16 protein-coding genes are annotated in these 14,793 nt (G+C 63.3%); 7 read left to right on the top strand and 9 right to left on the bottom strand.

The window, feature by feature from the left end; all coding sequences use genetic code 11:
* Nucleotides 1-6: 6 nt before the first annotated feature.
* Nucleotides 7-990, bottom strand: coding sequence for an iron exporter MbfA (gene mbfA, locus NKI50_RS17765; protein ID WP_023718859.1), 984 nt, complete (start codon nt 988-990; stop codon nt 7-9).
* Nucleotides 991-1,171: 181 nt separating this feature from the next.
* On the opposite strand from mbfA, the gene NKI50_RS17760 reads away from it, so the two are divergent.
* The 3 genes from NKI50_RS17760 (at nt 1,172) to NKI50_RS17750 (ending at nt 3,415) form a co-directional block, all read left to right on the top strand.
* Nucleotides 1,172-1,489 (top strand): hypothetical protein, encoded by a 318-nt coding sequence (locus NKI50_RS17760; protein WP_023718860.1) that lies wholly within the window; start codon nt 1,172-1,174, stop codon nt 1,487-1,489.
* A 202-nt stretch (nt 1,490-1,691) separates the two neighbouring features.
* Nucleotides 1,692-2,669, top strand: coding sequence for a threonine/serine dehydratase family protein (locus NKI50_RS17755; protein WP_352495447.1), 978 nt, complete (start codon nt 1,692-1,694; stop codon nt 2,667-2,669).
* 92 nt (nt 2,670-2,761) lie between these two features.
* On the top strand, nt 2,762-3,415 hold the full coding sequence (locus NKI50_RS17750; RefSeq protein WP_352640365.1) for a glutathione S-transferase family protein: 654 nt from the start codon (nt 2,762-2,764) through the stop codon (nt 3,413-3,415).
* Between the two features lie 36 nt (nt 3,416-3,451).
* Here NKI50_RS17750 and NKI50_RS17745 read toward each other — a convergent pair whose 3' ends face one another.
* Genes NKI50_RS17745 through NKI50_RS17730 form a run of 4 tightly spaced genes read right to left on the bottom strand, consistent with a single transcriptional unit; the run spans nt 3,452 to nt 7,180 of the window.
* Nucleotides 3,452-4,588 (bottom strand): ABC transporter permease, encoded by a 1,137-nt coding sequence (locus tag NKI50_RS17745; protein WP_023718863.1) that lies wholly within the window; start codon nt 4,586-4,588, stop codon nt 3,452-3,454.
* A gap of 8 nt (nt 4,589-4,596) precedes the next feature.
* Nucleotides 4,597-5,517 (bottom strand): ABC transporter ATP-binding protein, encoded by a 921-nt coding sequence (locus NKI50_RS17740; RefSeq protein WP_023718864.1) that lies wholly within the window; start codon nt 5,515-5,517, stop codon nt 4,597-4,599.
* Entirely contained in the window at nt 5,514-6,467 is a 954-nt protein-coding gene (locus tag NKI50_RS17735; protein ID WP_023718865.1) for an HlyD family secretion protein, read from the bottom strand. The genes NKI50_RS17740 and NKI50_RS17735 overlap by 4 nt, the downstream gene beginning before the upstream one ends.
* Nucleotides 6,464-7,180 (bottom strand): CerR family C-terminal domain-containing protein, encoded by a 717-nt coding sequence (locus NKI50_RS17730; protein WP_502900372.1) that lies wholly within the window; start codon nt 7,178-7,180, stop codon nt 6,464-6,466. Before NKI50_RS17730 ends, NKI50_RS17735 begins: the two co-directional genes overlap by 4 nt.
* An 88-nt stretch (nt 7,181-7,268) precedes the next feature.
* Between NKI50_RS17730 and NKI50_RS17725 the strand changes: the two genes are divergently transcribed.
* The 3 genes from NKI50_RS17725 to NKI50_RS17715 are packed head-to-tail and all read left to right on the top strand — an operon-like array spanning nt 7,269 to nt 9,537.
* Nucleotides 7,269-7,742: a CYTH domain-containing protein gene (locus tag NKI50_RS17725; protein ID WP_023718867.1), complete on the top strand. Its 474-nt coding sequence runs from the start codon at nt 7,269-7,271 to the stop codon at nt 7,740-7,742.
* Entirely contained in the window at nt 7,739-8,683 is a 945-nt protein-coding gene (locus tag NKI50_RS17720) for a CHAD domain-containing protein (RefSeq protein ID WP_352717217.1), read from the top strand. The genes NKI50_RS17725 and NKI50_RS17720 overlap by 4 nt, the downstream gene beginning before the upstream one ends.
* Before the next feature lie 41 nt (nt 8,684-8,724).
* Entirely contained in the window at nt 8,725-9,537 is an 813-nt protein-coding gene (locus NKI50_RS17715; protein WP_023718869.1) for a C40 family peptidase, read from the top strand.
* A gap of 109 nt (nt 9,538-9,646) precedes the next feature.
* On the opposite strand, the gene NKI50_RS17710 is transcribed toward NKI50_RS17715, so the two are convergent.
* Complete coding sequence (locus NKI50_RS17710) at nt 9,647-10,441, bottom strand: DUF6647 family protein (RefSeq protein WP_156948065.1); 795 nt, start codon at nt 10,439-10,441, stop codon at nt 9,647-9,649.
* Nucleotides 10,442-10,788: 347 nt separating this feature from the next.
* A complete protein-coding gene (locus NKI50_RS17705) occupies nt 10,789-11,592 on the bottom strand; it encodes a helix-turn-helix domain-containing protein (RefSeq protein ID WP_023718872.1) in 804 nt (267 codons plus the stop codon).
* A 115-nt stretch (nt 11,593-11,707) separates the two neighbouring features.
* Here NKI50_RS17705 and NKI50_RS17700 point away from each other — a divergent pair, with 115 nt between their 5' ends.
* Nucleotides 11,708-12,568, top strand: coding sequence for an SMP-30/gluconolactonase/LRE family protein (locus tag NKI50_RS17700; RefSeq protein WP_023718873.1), 861 nt, complete (start codon nt 11,708-11,710; stop codon nt 12,566-12,568).
* A 13-nt stretch (nt 12,569-12,581) separates the two neighbouring features.
* On the opposite strand, the gene NKI50_RS17695 is transcribed toward NKI50_RS17700, so the two are convergent.
* Together NKI50_RS17695 and NKI50_RS17690 are read right to left on the bottom strand one after the other, a co-directional pair.
* A complete protein-coding gene (locus tag NKI50_RS17695) occupies nt 12,582-14,294 on the bottom strand; it encodes a SulP family inorganic anion transporter (RefSeq protein WP_352495449.1) in 1,713 nt (570 codons plus the stop codon).
* Between the two features lie 181 nt (nt 14,295-14,475).
* Nucleotides 14,476-14,745 (bottom strand): helix-turn-helix domain-containing protein, encoded by a 270-nt coding sequence (locus NKI50_RS17690; RefSeq protein WP_023718875.1) that lies wholly within the window; start codon nt 14,743-14,745, stop codon nt 14,476-14,478.
* Nucleotides 14,746-14,793 lie beyond the last annotated feature (48 nt).

Raw genomic sequence — 14,793 nt, 5'->3', positions numbered from 1 at the left:
GGGCTGCTATGCATTCCCGATCAGCACCCCTGCCGCAAACACCAGCGCGCCACCCAGCACCACCTGGAAGGCGGCGCGCCAGAATGGCGTCTGCATATAGCGGTTCTGCACGAAGGCGATCGCCCACAGCTCGAAGAAAACCACCACGGCGGCGACAATGGTCGCCGTCCAGAAAAGCGGGATGAGATAGGGCAGCGCATGGCCGAGCCCGCCCAGCGTTGTCATGACGCCGACGGTCAGACCGCGTTTTGCCGGCGAGCCGCGGCCCGACAACTTACCGTCGTCGGAGGCCACTTCGGTGAAACCCATCGAGATGCCGGCGCCGATCGAGGCAGCAAGCCCGACCAGAAAGGTCTGGAATGTGTCGTGCGTGGCAAAGGCGGCGGCAAAGATCGGCGCCAGTGTTGACACCGACCCATCCATCAGCCCCGCCAGCCCCGGTTGTACGTAGGTCAGGATGAACTGGCGCTGCTCGGCCGCCGCCTCTTCGTCCTTGACCGCGCCCGGCACATGCTTTTGTTCGAGCCGCTGCGCCAGTGTCTCGTGGCCCTGTTCTGCGATCGCCAGATCGTCGAGCAGCTTTCGCGTCGACGCATCGCCTGTGCGCTTGGCCGCCTCGACATAGAACAGGTAGGCCTGCCGCTCCATGGCCTCGGCTTGGCTGCGCACATGATCGACGCCGAGCGGCCTCACCAGCCAGTCCGGTTTGCGCTCGTAATAACCCTTCACATGTTCGCGCCGGATCAGCGGTATCCGCTCGCCGAAACGCTTGCGGTAAAGCTCGATCAGTGAATCGCGATGGCCGTCCTCTTCCTCCGCCATCTCTTCGAACACTTTGGCCGATTGCGGAAAGCTTTCCGCCAGCCCGTCGGCATAGGCGCGATAGATGCGCCCGTCATCCTCCTCGGAGGAGATGGCGAGCGCCAGGATCTCCTGTTCCGAGAGCGATTCAAAGGAACGGCGGCCGAGGCCGAAAACGCGGGAAAGCATGAGAAATTCACCCTAGTTTAGAACAGTTCTAAACTATGACCTTGCACGTCGCCGGTCAATCGTGCGTGCTCCACTCATGCTCAAAAGCTACAGATTTCGAAACCTCGAGCAGGTCGTCGTTTGCTATCGGTGAACGTTCACTTATATAACCGAATCTGAACCAAGAGAAAGGAACCCGCAGATGCCGGAAAAACAGCAGCCGTTTGATCCCAAACCAGTCCTCGACCTGATCGCCAACATCGAGGCGGATCTGCAGCGCCTGAAAGGCCTGGTCGAGCAGCAGGTCGAAAAATTCGATCCCGCCAATCCGCACAACAAGGCTCCCGATGGCAAGTTGACTGAGGAGGGTGTCGAGTGCTGCTATCGCCTGTTCGACGAGGGCAAGTCGCGCTATTCGGTCGCCCAGCAGATGAAGATCTCCTTCGCCGCCGCCACCCACCGCTTCAACACCTGGCGTAAGATGGGCGGTCCCAAACGGCAAAAGACGCTGTTGGGGTGAGGAGCGGCGGCCAAGCCGGTCAATCGGCAACGATTTGTCGATTGAAGCGACGACCGCATGGCGGAGAGACGAGGAGGCGGCAGGTGGCAGGCACGCTCCTCTCCTGCCTGCAAGACGAATTGTAACCGTCACATTTTTTCATTGGTGCGCGGCCTCCCTTTCCGTGCACCATAGGCGGTCTCATTTCTTGCAGGACCTCGCCATGACCACCCCTCCCGGCATCGCCGATATCCGCAGCGCAGCAGCGCGATTGTCCGGCCTGATCGTCGAAACGCCGCTGATCGAATCGCCGGAGCTGAACAAGCGCTTCGGCGCCAGGATCCTGTTCAAGCCCGAGACGTTGCAGCGCACCGGCTCCTTCAAGTTCCGCGGTGCATACAACAAGCTCTCCTCGCTCTCGGCGGAAGAACGCGCTGGCGGCGTCGTCGCCTTCTCGTCGGGTAATCACGCGCAAGGCGTTGCCGCCGCAGCGGCGATGTTCGGCGTCAAGGCCGTCATCGCCATGCCCACCGATGCGCCGGCGATGAAAGTCGGCAATGTCAGGAAGATGGGCGCGGAAGTGATCACCTTCGACCGGGTCCGCGACGATCGCACTGCCGTCGTCCGTTCTTACGTGGAAAGGGGCATGGTCCTGGTGCCGCCCTACGACGATCCGGCCATCATCGCCGGCCAGGGCACGATCGGCCTCGAATTGATGCGCCAAGCAAGCGCGCTTGGCGTCAGCCTGGATGCGGTAGTCGTTCCCTGCGGCGGTGGCGGCTTGAGCAGCGGCATTTCGATCGCGGTCAAGGACGCCTCACCGGGCACCGCCGTCTGGGCCGTGGAACCCGAGCATTTCGATGACACACGCCGCTCGCTGATCAAAGGCGCCAGGGTGTCGAACGCGCCCGGCCACACCTCGATCTGCGATGCCCTTCTCGTCGCCGAGCCGGGCGCGATCACTTTCGAGATCAACCGCAAGAATCTCGCCGGCGCCATCACCGTTTCCGACAAGGCGGTGGCACAGGCGATGCGCGATGCCATGGCTTGCCTGAAGCTGGTCGTCGAACCTGGCGGTTGCGTCGGCTTGGCCGCGCTGTCGTCAGGCGAGATCGACCTTGCCGGGAAATGCATTGCCGTGGTGCTCTCCGGTGGCAATGTCGATCTCAGCACCTATGCCGAGATCATTGCTGCCGGCTAGGATAGCAACCAGTTCCAGGTCATGTGCCGATTCGAGGTGCTTGAGCGTCCGTTGCGCCCGGTCGAACCGGTACCCTTCAAAGACTGAGATCAATGAAACTGTTCTTCAGCCGCAATCCCAATCCTCGCCTCGCGGTCGCGGTGGCACGGTATCTCAAAGCCAAGGTCGAGTTCGAATTCGCCTCTCCCTTCGCTCCGGGGCAGGCCGAGCGCTTTCGGCCGCTCAATCCAAATCTTTCATTGCCTATCCTTGTGGGCTTGGGAAAAAGCCTCTGGGAGGCCGACGCCATAGCCTGCCGGTTTTCACGCGACACGCATTCGCATTTCTGGCGCACCGGCGACGACGAGCCCGAGATGATCCGATGGCTGAGTTGGGGCAAAGAGAACTTCGCAAGAGCCTGCGACGTCGTGCATTTCGAACGCGGGACCAAACAGCGCTATGGGCTCGGCCCGATCGATCAGGCGCGGGTTGACGAGGGCCTGAGCGACTTCAGCACCGCCGCCGCAATACTTGATGCCGAGCTTTCCGAGCGAGATTGGCTGGTCGGAAGTTCGGTTTCCTATGCCGACTTTCGAATGGCGACGTTTCTGCCCTTCAATGACGTCGCCCGATTGCCGCTCGATGATTATCCTTCTGTCGGTCGCTGGTATCGGCAGCTTGAAGAAATCGACGCCTGGCGCGATCCCTTCGAAGGGCTCAATGCGCCTGAATTGGCGCCGGTCCCGGGTCAGGCCAAGCCGGTGTGAATCTCGGTCATTTGCACAAGCGGATCGAGTTCGACCCTAATCCAACGTCCGGCGGAACCGCACCAGCGCCACGCCGGCGAACAGCGCCACGAACACCACCAGCCAGCCGATCTCCGTTGCCACCGCCGGCAGCTCGGCGCCCTTCAGCATCACCGCGCGGATGATGCGCAGGAAATGCGTCAGCGGCAGCACCTCGCCGAAAATCTGCGCCCAGTCCGGCATGCCGCGATAGGGGAACATGAAACCGGACAGCATGATCGACGGCAGGAAGAAGAAGAAGGTGAGCTGCAGTGCCTGCATCTGCGTGCGGGCAATCGTCGAGATCGTATAGCCGAGCAGCACCAGCGCCAGCACGAAGATCAGGACGGCCGTCAACAGCAGCGACATCGATCCGGTGAAGGGGATGGCGAACAGAAGCTTCGATGCCGCCAGCACCACCAGCACCTGCACGGCGCCGACCGCCAGATACGGCAGCACCTTACCCAGCATGATCTCGAGCGGGCTGGACGGCATCGCCAGAAGGTTCTCCATCGTGCCGCGCTCGGTCTCACGCGTCAGCGCGATCGAGGTCATCATTACCATCGTCATCTGCAGGATGACGCCGAGCAGGCCGGGCACGATGTTGTATTGCGATACGGCTTCCGGATTGTAGCGCCGGTGCACTACGACCTGGAGCTGGCCCCGGGCAGCTTCGGCCGCTGTCTCCTGCATGCCGCGCGCCCTGAGCAGCGCCTGGTTGGCAACGGTGCCGAGCGTCGAGATGGCGCCGCTGGCGACGGCCGGGTCGGTCGCATCCGCCTCGATCAGGATCTGCGGGCTGTCGCCACGCTCGACCCGTCGGGCGAAATCGGCGGGAATGGTGACGACGAAGGCAACGTCGCCGCGCGCCATCAGGAATTCGGCTTCGGCGGCACTTTGCGCGACATGGTCGAAGCGGTAATAGCCGGTGGTCTGCAGCGCCGAAACCATGGCTCGCGTGTAAGGATCGCTGCTCATCGCCACCAGCGCTGCCGGCAGGCTCTTCGGATCGTTGTTGATGGCATAGCCGAACAGCACCAGCTGCATCAGCGGCACGCCCAGCATCATGGCGAAGGTGATGCGGTCGCGCCGCATCTGGATGAACTCCTTGATCAGCAGCGCACCGAGCCTGGCGAAGGAAAAGACGCTGTTTATCCCGTTCTTCATCCCATATTGTCCTTCGAACCGGACATGAACTGGATGAACACATCCTCCAGGCTGGTCTCGCCGGGCGAGACCCTGACGCCCTTGTGGTCTTTCTCGACGTCGGCGAGCGCTGCTTGAAGCGCCGTCCTGTCGGAGCCGACTACATGCAGCGTCGCGCCGAACGGCGCCACCTGGTCGACGCCTGGGCGGCCATGAAGTGCGGCAGCGACCTGATCGAGCCGCGGCCCTTGCAGGACGAAGGTGGTCAGCCCGGCATTCCTCACCACGTCCTCAACCGTGCCGGTGGCCAGCATCTTGCCATAGGAGATGTAGCTGATGCGGTGGCAGCGCTCGGCCTCGTCCATGTAATGGGTGGAGACCAGCACGGTCAGCCCGCCGCTCGCCAGCCGGTGGATCTCGTCCCAGAATTCGCGCCGCGCCTTCGGGTCGACGCCAGCCGTCGGTTCGTCGAGCAGCAGCAGTTTCGGCTTGTGCATGATGCAGGCGGCCAGCGCCAGCCGCTGCTTCCAGCCGCCGGACAAGGTGCCGGCCAGTTGGTTTCTGCGTGATGTCAGGCCGAGCTCCTCAAGCGTCTTGGCCACATGTTCGTCGAGCGGCTTCAGCCGGTAGAGCCGTGCCACGAATTCGAGATTCTCGCCGATGGTGAGGTCTTCGTAGAACGAGAATCTCTGCGTCATGTAGCCGACTTCGCGCTTGATCCGCAGGCTGTCGGTGCGGATGTTGAAGCCCAGAACCGTGCCTTCACCCTCATCGGGCGTCAGCAAGCCGCACATGATGCGGATGGTCGTCGTTTTGCCCGAGCCGTTCGGCCCGAGGAAGCCGACGATCTCGCCCTCGGCCACGGTCATCGTCACATGGTCGACGACAGTCTTGTCGCCGAAGCGTTTGACCAGGCCGTGCACGTCGATGACGTTCATTTTCCGATGTCCGCCAGATCGACGTCGACGATCTGCCCGGGCTGCAATGCGCTGGCGTCGCCTTCCGGCCGCGCTTCGACCAGATAGACCAGCTTTTGCCGGGTCTCGAGCGAGTAGATCACCGGCGGCGTGAATTCCGGATCCGGCGACACATAGCTGACGCGTGCCTTCACGCCCGATCCGCAACCATCGCAATGGACGTTGAGCAGCGTGCCGACCTCGACCGAGGAGAACGCGCTTTCCGGCACATAGACGCTGAGCTTCACTGCGCCGTCCGGCAGTATGGAGATGACCGGCGCGGTCGGCCCGGCTGTATCGCCGGGATAGCGGATGACATCGTTGACCCTGCCGGGCGAGGGCGCCGTGAGCACACGCTTCGACAGTCGCCATTGCGCTTGCTCCAGCGCCGATTGCGCCTGCCTGACCTGATTGTCGGCGGCCTTGATCGTCTCCGGCCGTGCCGGCAGGCCGCCGACAGCGAGATTGGCTTCCGCCTGGCCGACCTGCGCGTTGGCCGTCTCCAGCGCCGCGGAAGCCGTATCATAATCGGCCTGCGTGCCGGTGCCGCGTTTGAACAGATCGCTGGCGCGGCTGTATCTGCGTTTGGCGTCGGCGGCCTGCGCTTTGGCCATGTCGACCTGCGCCCTGAGCACTGCAATCTCTTCCGGCCGCTTGCCGACCTGCAGGTCGGCAAGTTGCGCCTGGGCCTGCGCGAGGGCCGCCTCGGCCTGCGCGATGGCGATCTTGGCGTCGGCGTTTTCCAGCGTCACCACCGGCGTGCCGGGCGCTACGCGGTCGCCGCGCTTGACCGCAATCGTCTCGACCTGGGCCACCTCGATCGGCGCCAGCAGCACATAATCGCCCTCGACGTAGCCGACGGCGAGCGGTGCTGCCGGCGCGCAGGCGCTGAAAAGCTGGGCGGCAAGCGGCAAAGAACAGAGCAGGCTCATGATCCACGATCCTTCCGGACAGCCAAATCGCGCCGAGCTAAAATCGCGCTGAGATTGTCGGTTACTGTTGCCGCGATCTTGCCGGCCTCGTCATCGCCGATCTCGCGCCAGCCCATCCGGCGCATAACCGCCTCGCGGCCGATGCGGAAATAGACGACCTGGCCAATCAGCGTGAATACGGTGAGTTTAGTGCGCTCGCTCTCGGCCGGCTCGCCCGTCGACTGTTCCCAGATCAGGCAGAGCCGGTGATGCGCCGGTTCGAACACGCCGTCATAGATACGGTCGAGCGCGGCGGTTGGATGCGACAGCTCACGCAGGACGAACTGTACAATCTCGCCGGCTTCCGGCCTTGCCGCGATGAAGGCGACCATCCGCTCCAGTGCGACGGCTAAATGTGCCCGCGCGGCCTCGGTGTCCGCCAATGCCGCGGGCGGCGCTTGCAGATTGCCGATCGCCTGGCCCGCAATGGTCTGGATGGTGTCTACGATGTAGTCGGCCGCCGCGTTGCGGAGCCCTTCCTTGCCGCCGAAATGATAGGCGATCGAGCCGATATTGGCCTTGGCCTCAGCCGCGATCTGGCGCGTCGACGTGCCGTCGAAACCCTGGCGTCCGAACAGCTTCAGCGCCGCGCGCACGAGGGCCGTCCGCGTCATATCCGCGGCAGTCTTGGGCGCTTCATGAGGAACGCCGCTGGCACTGGGCGATTTGATCATGGTCTATACGTTAATCAATCGAATGATTAAAGTCAACTGCGGTCAAGCGGCTTGCCAACTCTGGCCGTGCGCGCTTTAGTGCCTCGCCATGGGCAAGGAAATCGAGCGTAAATTCCTGGTCTCAGGTGAGGAATGGCGGGGAATGGTCAAGGCGGACATTCATATCCGTCAATTCTATCTTGTCGCCGAGCCTACCCGCACGGTGCGTGTGCGCATCAGCAATGATGCCGCTGCCAAGCTGACGCTCAAGTTCGGCAGCCAGGCCCGCGAGCGCGATGAATTCGAATATCCGGTGCCTTTGGCGGAGGCGCAAGAGATGCAGGCCTTTGCCATCGGACGTGTCATCGAGAAGACACGCCACCATGTTAGACACCGCGGCTATCTCTACGAAGTCGATGTCTTCGGCGGGACGCTTGCGGGGTTGGTGATCGCCGAGCTCGAGACGCAGGAGGATGTACCGGACGAAATGCTGCCAGATTGGCTCGGCCGCGAAGTCACCGGCGAGCCGAGATTTTACAACGCGTCGCTCGCCCTTGGGGGGATTCCGGAGATCGTCGCATGAGCTTTCGTATCGATCCGCGCATGTCGCTGACCGGCGAGGTCAGGCGCATCCTCGCCGAGGAGATCGGCAGGGCGCTCGTTCATCTGGACGCGGCGCATGACAGGCCCGAACAGGCGCTGCACAAGTGCCGCAAGCGGTTGAAAAACGTCCGCGCTTTACTTCGCCTAGTTCGTTCCGGGGACGAAACATTCTGCGTGACCGAGAATCAGTGCTACCGCCAGGTGGCGGCCCTGCTTGCCGGTCCGCGTGAGGCGACTGCGCTGGTCGAAACAGTCGACCGGCTGGCGGCAAGCTTTCCCGAGCAAAGTGCCGGCGGCGGTCTCGGTGCCGTCCGCGACAGGCTCGTCGCGCGCCAGCATGAGCTGCATGTCGGAGCGGGCCTCGACGCTGCGATAGGCGCGGCGGTTGCCGCTTGCGAGGAAGGTGTCGTCCGCATCGACAAGCTCGCTTTGCCCGACCAGCCGGAGCAGGCTGCCGACGTGCTCGCCGAAGGCGCGCGCATCACTTTGCGCCGCGCCAGGAAAGCGCTGGACAAGGCCGCTTCGCGCGGCGCGGCCGATGATTTTCACGATCTGCGCAAGGCGGCCAAGACGCATGGCATGCATCTGTCGCTGCTCGGCAGGCTGTGGCCGACGCCGATCAAGACGCGGCGCAAGGCCGTCGACGAACTGGGCGAGCGGCTCGGCGAACTGCACGATGTGCTCGTCATGCGCGCGCTTCTCGATGCCGAGGACCAGCCGCTTGGCCCCGCTGAGGAGACGCGGTTGCTTGGCAAGCTGCTGAAGCGCTCGGAAAAGGGCCTGAAAAAAACCTGCCTCGCCGAGGCGGCCGAGCTTTTCGGCGACAGTCCGAAGCGCTCGACGAGGAAGCTCGCCCGTAAGGTGCGCGAGGATCTCATAGCGGTACCGCACGAAGACGCCGGCGCGCCTGGCGTGGGCTGATCATGGTCTAATTTGTCGCCCTGTGGTAATCGCCGTCTGGCATGACCGAGCCCGGCGACACGCTTCTGGACCGACTTGGCCGCTGGCTTGCCGGCCGGCTGCAGGAGGAATCGTCCGGCTACGAGCCTTACACGCCGTCGGACGCCGAAACGCTACGCCGCACGCTCGAGCCCGGCGACATCCTGCTCATCGAAGGCAACCAGAAGATCTCGGCGGCGATCAAATACCTCACCCAGTCGACCTGGTCGCATGCCGCCTTTTATGTCGGCGATGCATTGCCGGAGCCCGAGGACGGGTCGGAACGGCGGCGCCTGATCGAGGTCACGCTCGGCGATGGCTGCATCGCCGTGCCGCTGTCGCGCTACCGCAGCTACAACACCCGCATCTGCCGGGCGAGCGGCCTGGCTCCCGACGATCGCGAAGCGGTCGTCGCCTTCATGATCGGCAGGCTGGGTCTCAGATACGATCTCAAGAACATATTCGACATGCTGCGCTACTTCTTGCCGACGCCGCCGGTGCCGGTGCGCTGGCGCCGCCGCATGCTGGCTTTCGGTTCCGGCGACCCGACGCGCGCCATCTGCTCGTCGCTGATCGCCGAGGCTTACGGCCAGATCCGCTACCCGATCCTACCCGAGATTACCCGCGCGCCCGGCCGTGCCTCGGCCCAGTCGAGCTATTCGCGCAAGGAAATCCTGCACATCCGCCATCACTCGCTCTACACGCCGCGCGACTTCGACCTGTCGCCCTATTTCCGCATCGTCAAGCCGACGCTGGAATACGGCTTCGACTACCGGCAGATGGTCTGGGATGACAAGGCGGTCGCGGCCGCTCCGGAGACGAAGACCGCCGGATAGCCGCTCGATCTTGTGGTTTGAGCATGGGGCCTCCGAGAACCGGTTTTGCGGCCGATACTCTGGGGTAAGAAGCTCAGTCAGACTGGCTGCCCCCGAAGCGGCTTCAGCATCAATACAGGCAGTTCGTGCGAACCAACAGCGTGAAAGGATCGAGCTCAAATTCCTTCAGAAGGTCGCTGCCGAACAAGGCAAGCCACCGCTCTTGCGCCTCAAAGGCCGCCTTCTCGCGTTCTTCCGCGCATGCAAACTTCAGCCCGGCCACGGTTTGGACGTGATGGACCAACTCATGCACAAGTACCGACAGCTCCGCCGGGGTGCCGCCTGTCCAGCCCTCCGGCAAGAAGATAGTCCGTGCTTCGTCATCGTAGATAGCAATAACAGTGGGCTGCTTGCCAACATTGTCCGGACTGGCAAAATTGGGGCTGCTGTTCCAGCGATCCGCCGCCACGTCGCGAAACCGCAAACCTGCCATCCTGCGCGCAGGTACGAAGCTTACCGCCGGGGGCTCTTCGATCGACGGAAGGCCGAGTTCAGACGAAAGCCATACCGCTATTGCCATTAGCGCGGCCGGCTGCGAGCGGTCAGACATCTTCATGGGAGCAAGAGCACCAGGTGCGCCGGGCAATTGGATGCCGGGCCGGGCGGGATCGGGTCCCATAAGCTCCGAGTCGCCCGCGGGCGCGGCAAGCGTCGCTGATGCTACTACACCGGGTGCGCTGAGCAATTCGATATAAGGCAGGACCAACGGCGGCAATCCTGAGCCTGGATCGGCATTGGGTCCTCTAAGCTCCGGCTCGTCCGCGGACGCGGCAAGTGTCGCCGCCAGGATCACGCTTAGGACGCAAGGCAAGCATGCCCTTAAGAGCGCGCTCATGGTCACGACCTCCTTGATCGGCAGCGCCATCAATTTGGGAGACACCGCCGTGATGAAGAAACAACGCCACGAAAGAGCGTTCAGGTTTGCATTGCGGTCAACGAATGCGACGGCTTCGCGACGTGCTCCCGTAACCTGCGAAGCGATGCATAAATTACTGGCCGGTGTCCCGTGCGCACCTCCTGACGCCGGCCCCGGACTGCAAAGCAGCCTGGATAATCACAGGCTCACCCTACGCAAGCCGATGTCCATGCACATCGGCACACGGTCACCCAATTTATAGGCGCCGCTTGCCTAGTGTTCGCGGCTTACAAGGCGTCTGTGGAGGACAGCAGCCTAAACCCAAGAATCCGACCTCAGTCGTTCCGTGATTTGACCTAGGCCGGCAGACGTCGTCCGTTTGCGGCGGCCGCAACTCGATTGTCCGTCCGCGCGCCTGCGTCGCGCGGATGTGGCCCGATCGGCATGATCACCGGGAACGGCGTTGCGCCGAACGCAAACGTCCATTTGTAGCCGACCAGCCCGTCTTCGGGCGTCGTGTGCTGGTCGTGATGAGCAAGCAATTTGGCGCGCTCCGCCAATTCCTCCGCCTCGCGCCTGACCATTTCCGCCGTTTCCGGCCGCATCCGCCTGGAGAAGCTGACGAATGTCGCCTCGCGCTCAAGATGGGTGATGGCCCAGCCGATGAAATTCTTGTTGGTCATCTCGAACAGCGGCCGCAATGGCCCGTCGAAATTCCACTGGATCGGCGCCTCGACCAGCAGCCTTGCCGACAGGCCGCCACCAAGCGCGACTAGGCCGAGTTCCTCGAGGTCGCGCAGATAGAGGAACATCGAAGCCTCGCTCAACCCTTGTGAGCGCATGATGCCTTCTGGCGTGAATTTCTCGGAAAGCATGACGAATACGAACAGCAGTGCCGGCCGCCCGGCGAGCCTGCGCTCGATCTCCGGCGCGATCCGGTTGGCAGGTCCCGGTCCCCTGTTCATCGAGCCGAGCACGTTCTCCAACTCCACGCCGGCGGCATCGCAGATCTCGATCAGCCGGTCGAGCTTGCAGTTGCGCTCATGGAAGATGCGCTTCACCGTCGGCTCGGAAACGCCCATCCGCTCGGCAAGGACACGGTAGGTCACGCCCTTGGCCTTAAGCGTCCGCTTCAGCGCTTCGAAGATCGGGCCGTTCATGGGATGCACCTCTTTTACGCGATTTGGTATCAGCCTTCGGTACTAGTCCCGATACATCTTCCCGAAAAGTATCGAAAAGCCTAGCTCTCCCCCATTCCATTACAGGAGACTAGCCATGAAGAGCCTCTTCACCTCGATACTTCTCGCTCTGGTCGGCATCGCCGCCGCGCCGGCAGTTCAGGCGGCCGAACTCTGGCGCGCTACCGGGCTTGAGCAACCGGAATCGGCGCTGTTCGATGCCGCCGGCAAACGCATCATCATCTCCAATATCGTTGGCAATCCCGGCGACGCCGACGGCAATGGATACCTGTCGGTCCTGTCTGTGGACGGCAAGATGGTTACGCAACATTGGACCGACGGCATGGACGCGCCCAAGGGCATGGCGATTGCCGACGGCAAACTCTACGTCGCCGACCTCACCCATGTGCGCGTCGTCGATCTCGCAAGCGGCAAGCTAACATCGACGATCGACTTGCCGAACGCGGTCTTCCTCAACGACGTGACCGCCGACGCGTCCGGCAAGGTCTACGTCACAGATATGCTTGCCGATACGATCTATCGCATCGACGGCGACCGGCCCGAACTGTTCGTCAGGGATGCGGCGCTTGCTTCGCCGAATGGCATCTTCGCCGATGGCGGCCGGCTGATCGTCGCTTCCTGGGGCAAGGGCATCAAGCCCGATTTCAGCACCGCGGAGCCGGGCGGCCTGCTCTCGGTCGATCTCGCCACCAAGGCAATTGCGTCACTGCCCGGCGCAGAAAAGTTCGCTAACCTCGATGGCGTCGTCGCCATCGGCGGCAGCGTTTACGCCACCGCGTATATGACCGGCACGCTCTACAGCTACAAAGCCGGCGGCACGCCGCAAGCGGTTGCGACGTTCAAGCCGGGCAGCGCCGACATCGGCACCGACGGCAAGTCGACAATCTTCGTGCCGCTGATGAACGACGGCGAGATCGCGGCATTAGGCCTCGACTAAGCCAGCCATCGGCTCAGGCGGCGGGCGCGGCTTTCTTCAGCTGCGCCCGCGCATCCGTGATCGAGGCGGCATAAGTCACCAGCGGCCGCTTGACGCCGTGGTTGATCAGCATGCGGCGTATCTGCGGTGAAGCGCCTAATATAATGAAGCGAACGCCGGCGCGGCTGGCCTTGTGGGCCGCGCCCTCGATGACATTGGCCGCCGTCGAATCGAAGAACGGCACCGCCGAACAATCGAGGATGAAGTTCCTGCGCTGGTCGGCGATGCGGTCCAGCACCGTGCCGACGGTCGAGGCGGCGCCGAAGAAGAAGGCGCCCGATATCCGGTAGACGACAGTATCGGCATCGCTCGCCTCGCTGGAATCATAAGCGCTGGCGCGGTCGGCGACGTCTTCCTGCACCAAGGATTGATGGTCCGCCTCCACCGCGATGCTCTTGGCCATGCGGTCGATGAACAGGATTGAGCCCAGCGCAAAACCGACGACGATGCCTTCAGTCAGGTCGCGGAAGATGACGATCAGGAACGTCGCCATCAGTACCAGCGCATCGCCGCGCGAGGCGCGCAGCAAGGTGGCGAAGGCCTGTTTCTCGAACATGTTCCAGCACACCACCGCCAGCACGCCGGCAAGTGCTGCAAGCGGGATATAGCTGGCCAGCGGTGCCGCCACCAGCATCAGGGCAAGCAGGATGGCCGAGTGCATCATGCCTGAGACCGGTCCATGCGCGCCGGCCCGTACATTGGTCGCGGTGCGGGCAATGGTGCCGGTGGTGCAGATACCGCCGAACAAGGCGGAGGCGATATTGGCGAAGCCCTGCGCCACCAACTCGCAATTGGAGCGATGCCGCCTTCCGGTCATGCCGTCAGCGACGACGGCCGACAGCAGCGATTCGATCGCCCCGAGCAGCGCAAAGGCGATGGCGTCCGGCAGCACGTCGATTATCCTGTCGAGGCTGAGCGGCGGGAAGGCCGGCCATTGCAGGCTGCGCGGGATGCCGCCGAAGCGCGTGCCGATCGTTTCGGCCGGCATGGCGAGCAATGCCACGACGAGTGATGCCAGCCCGATGGCAATCAGCATGGCCGGCCACTTCGGCCGAAACCGCTTCAACAGCGCAATGGTGATGATGGTCAGTGCCGCCACCGCGGTTGCGGCGAGGTTGATCGTTCCGGCCGCCTCGCCGATGGCCATCAGCTTGGGCACCAGCGGCCCCGGTTCCTTGCCGGCGAGCTTCAGCCCGAAGAGTTCGACGATCTGGCCGGAGAAGATGATGACGGCGATGCCGGCGGTGAAGCCGACGGTCACCGGATACGGGATGAACTTGATGTAGGTGCCAAGCCCGAGATAGCCGATGGCAAGCAGGAACAGGCCGGCCATCATCGTCGCCAGCAGCAAGCCGTCGACGCCAACTCGCGCCACCGTCGCAGCCACCAGCACAATGAAGGCGCCGGCCGGGCCGCCGATCTGGAAACGGCTGCCGCCAAGCGCCGAGACCAGGAAGCCGCCAATGATCGAGGTGTAGAGCCCGCGCTCCGGCGTCACGCCTGAAGCAATGGCAATTGCCATCGACAGCGGCAGCGCCACGATGGCGACAGTCAGCCCGGCGATGGCATCCGCCTTGAAGTGCGCGAGCGTATAGCCCTCGCGCAGCACCGTCACCAGCTTCGGCGTGAACAGTTCGGAAAATGTCGGCCGTGCCGGTTGATGCACTGCCCGCCGGGTCTGATCCATCGAGTGCCTTCCCCATGAAACCAAGGAGGCGGCGGGATCGTCGGCAGGACTGTCGGCGGTCGCCGTCGCGACTTGGAGCGGCGTGCGTCCAAATCGACGCACAGGTACGCTCCAACACTTTTGAACCGCGCATTGGACTATCCGAAAATCGATTTCGATTTTCGGCGATGCGGCAGTACCGTCAGCCTTGCGGGTTCTGCGGCGTGACAGGCTTGAGGCGAACGCCCCTGCCGCCACGCTCGCTCGCCTGGTTGTCGCCGATCAGCTCGACCCCGGCCTCTTCAAGGGCCTGGATGACCTTCATCAGCGTATCGACCACGCCCCGGACCACGCCGTCGCTCGCTTCCATGCGCTGAATGGTTGGAAGCGAAACCCCGGCGCGCTCGGCGAGCGTCTTCTGATCGATGCCGGCCAGCGCCCTCGCGGCACGCATCTGCGCGGCAGTGATCATCGGCCATAACCCCCGTCTGAGTCTGCGATATCACGTGTAATACCTTCA

This window comes from Mesorhizobium sp. M0563 (genome assembly GCF_040321065.1).
Lineage (GTDB): Bacteria > Pseudomonadota > Alphaproteobacteria > Rhizobiales > Rhizobiaceae > Mesorhizobium.
Note: the sequence above shows the minus strand (reverse complement) of the source record. Positions and strands in the feature narration are given on the sequence as shown.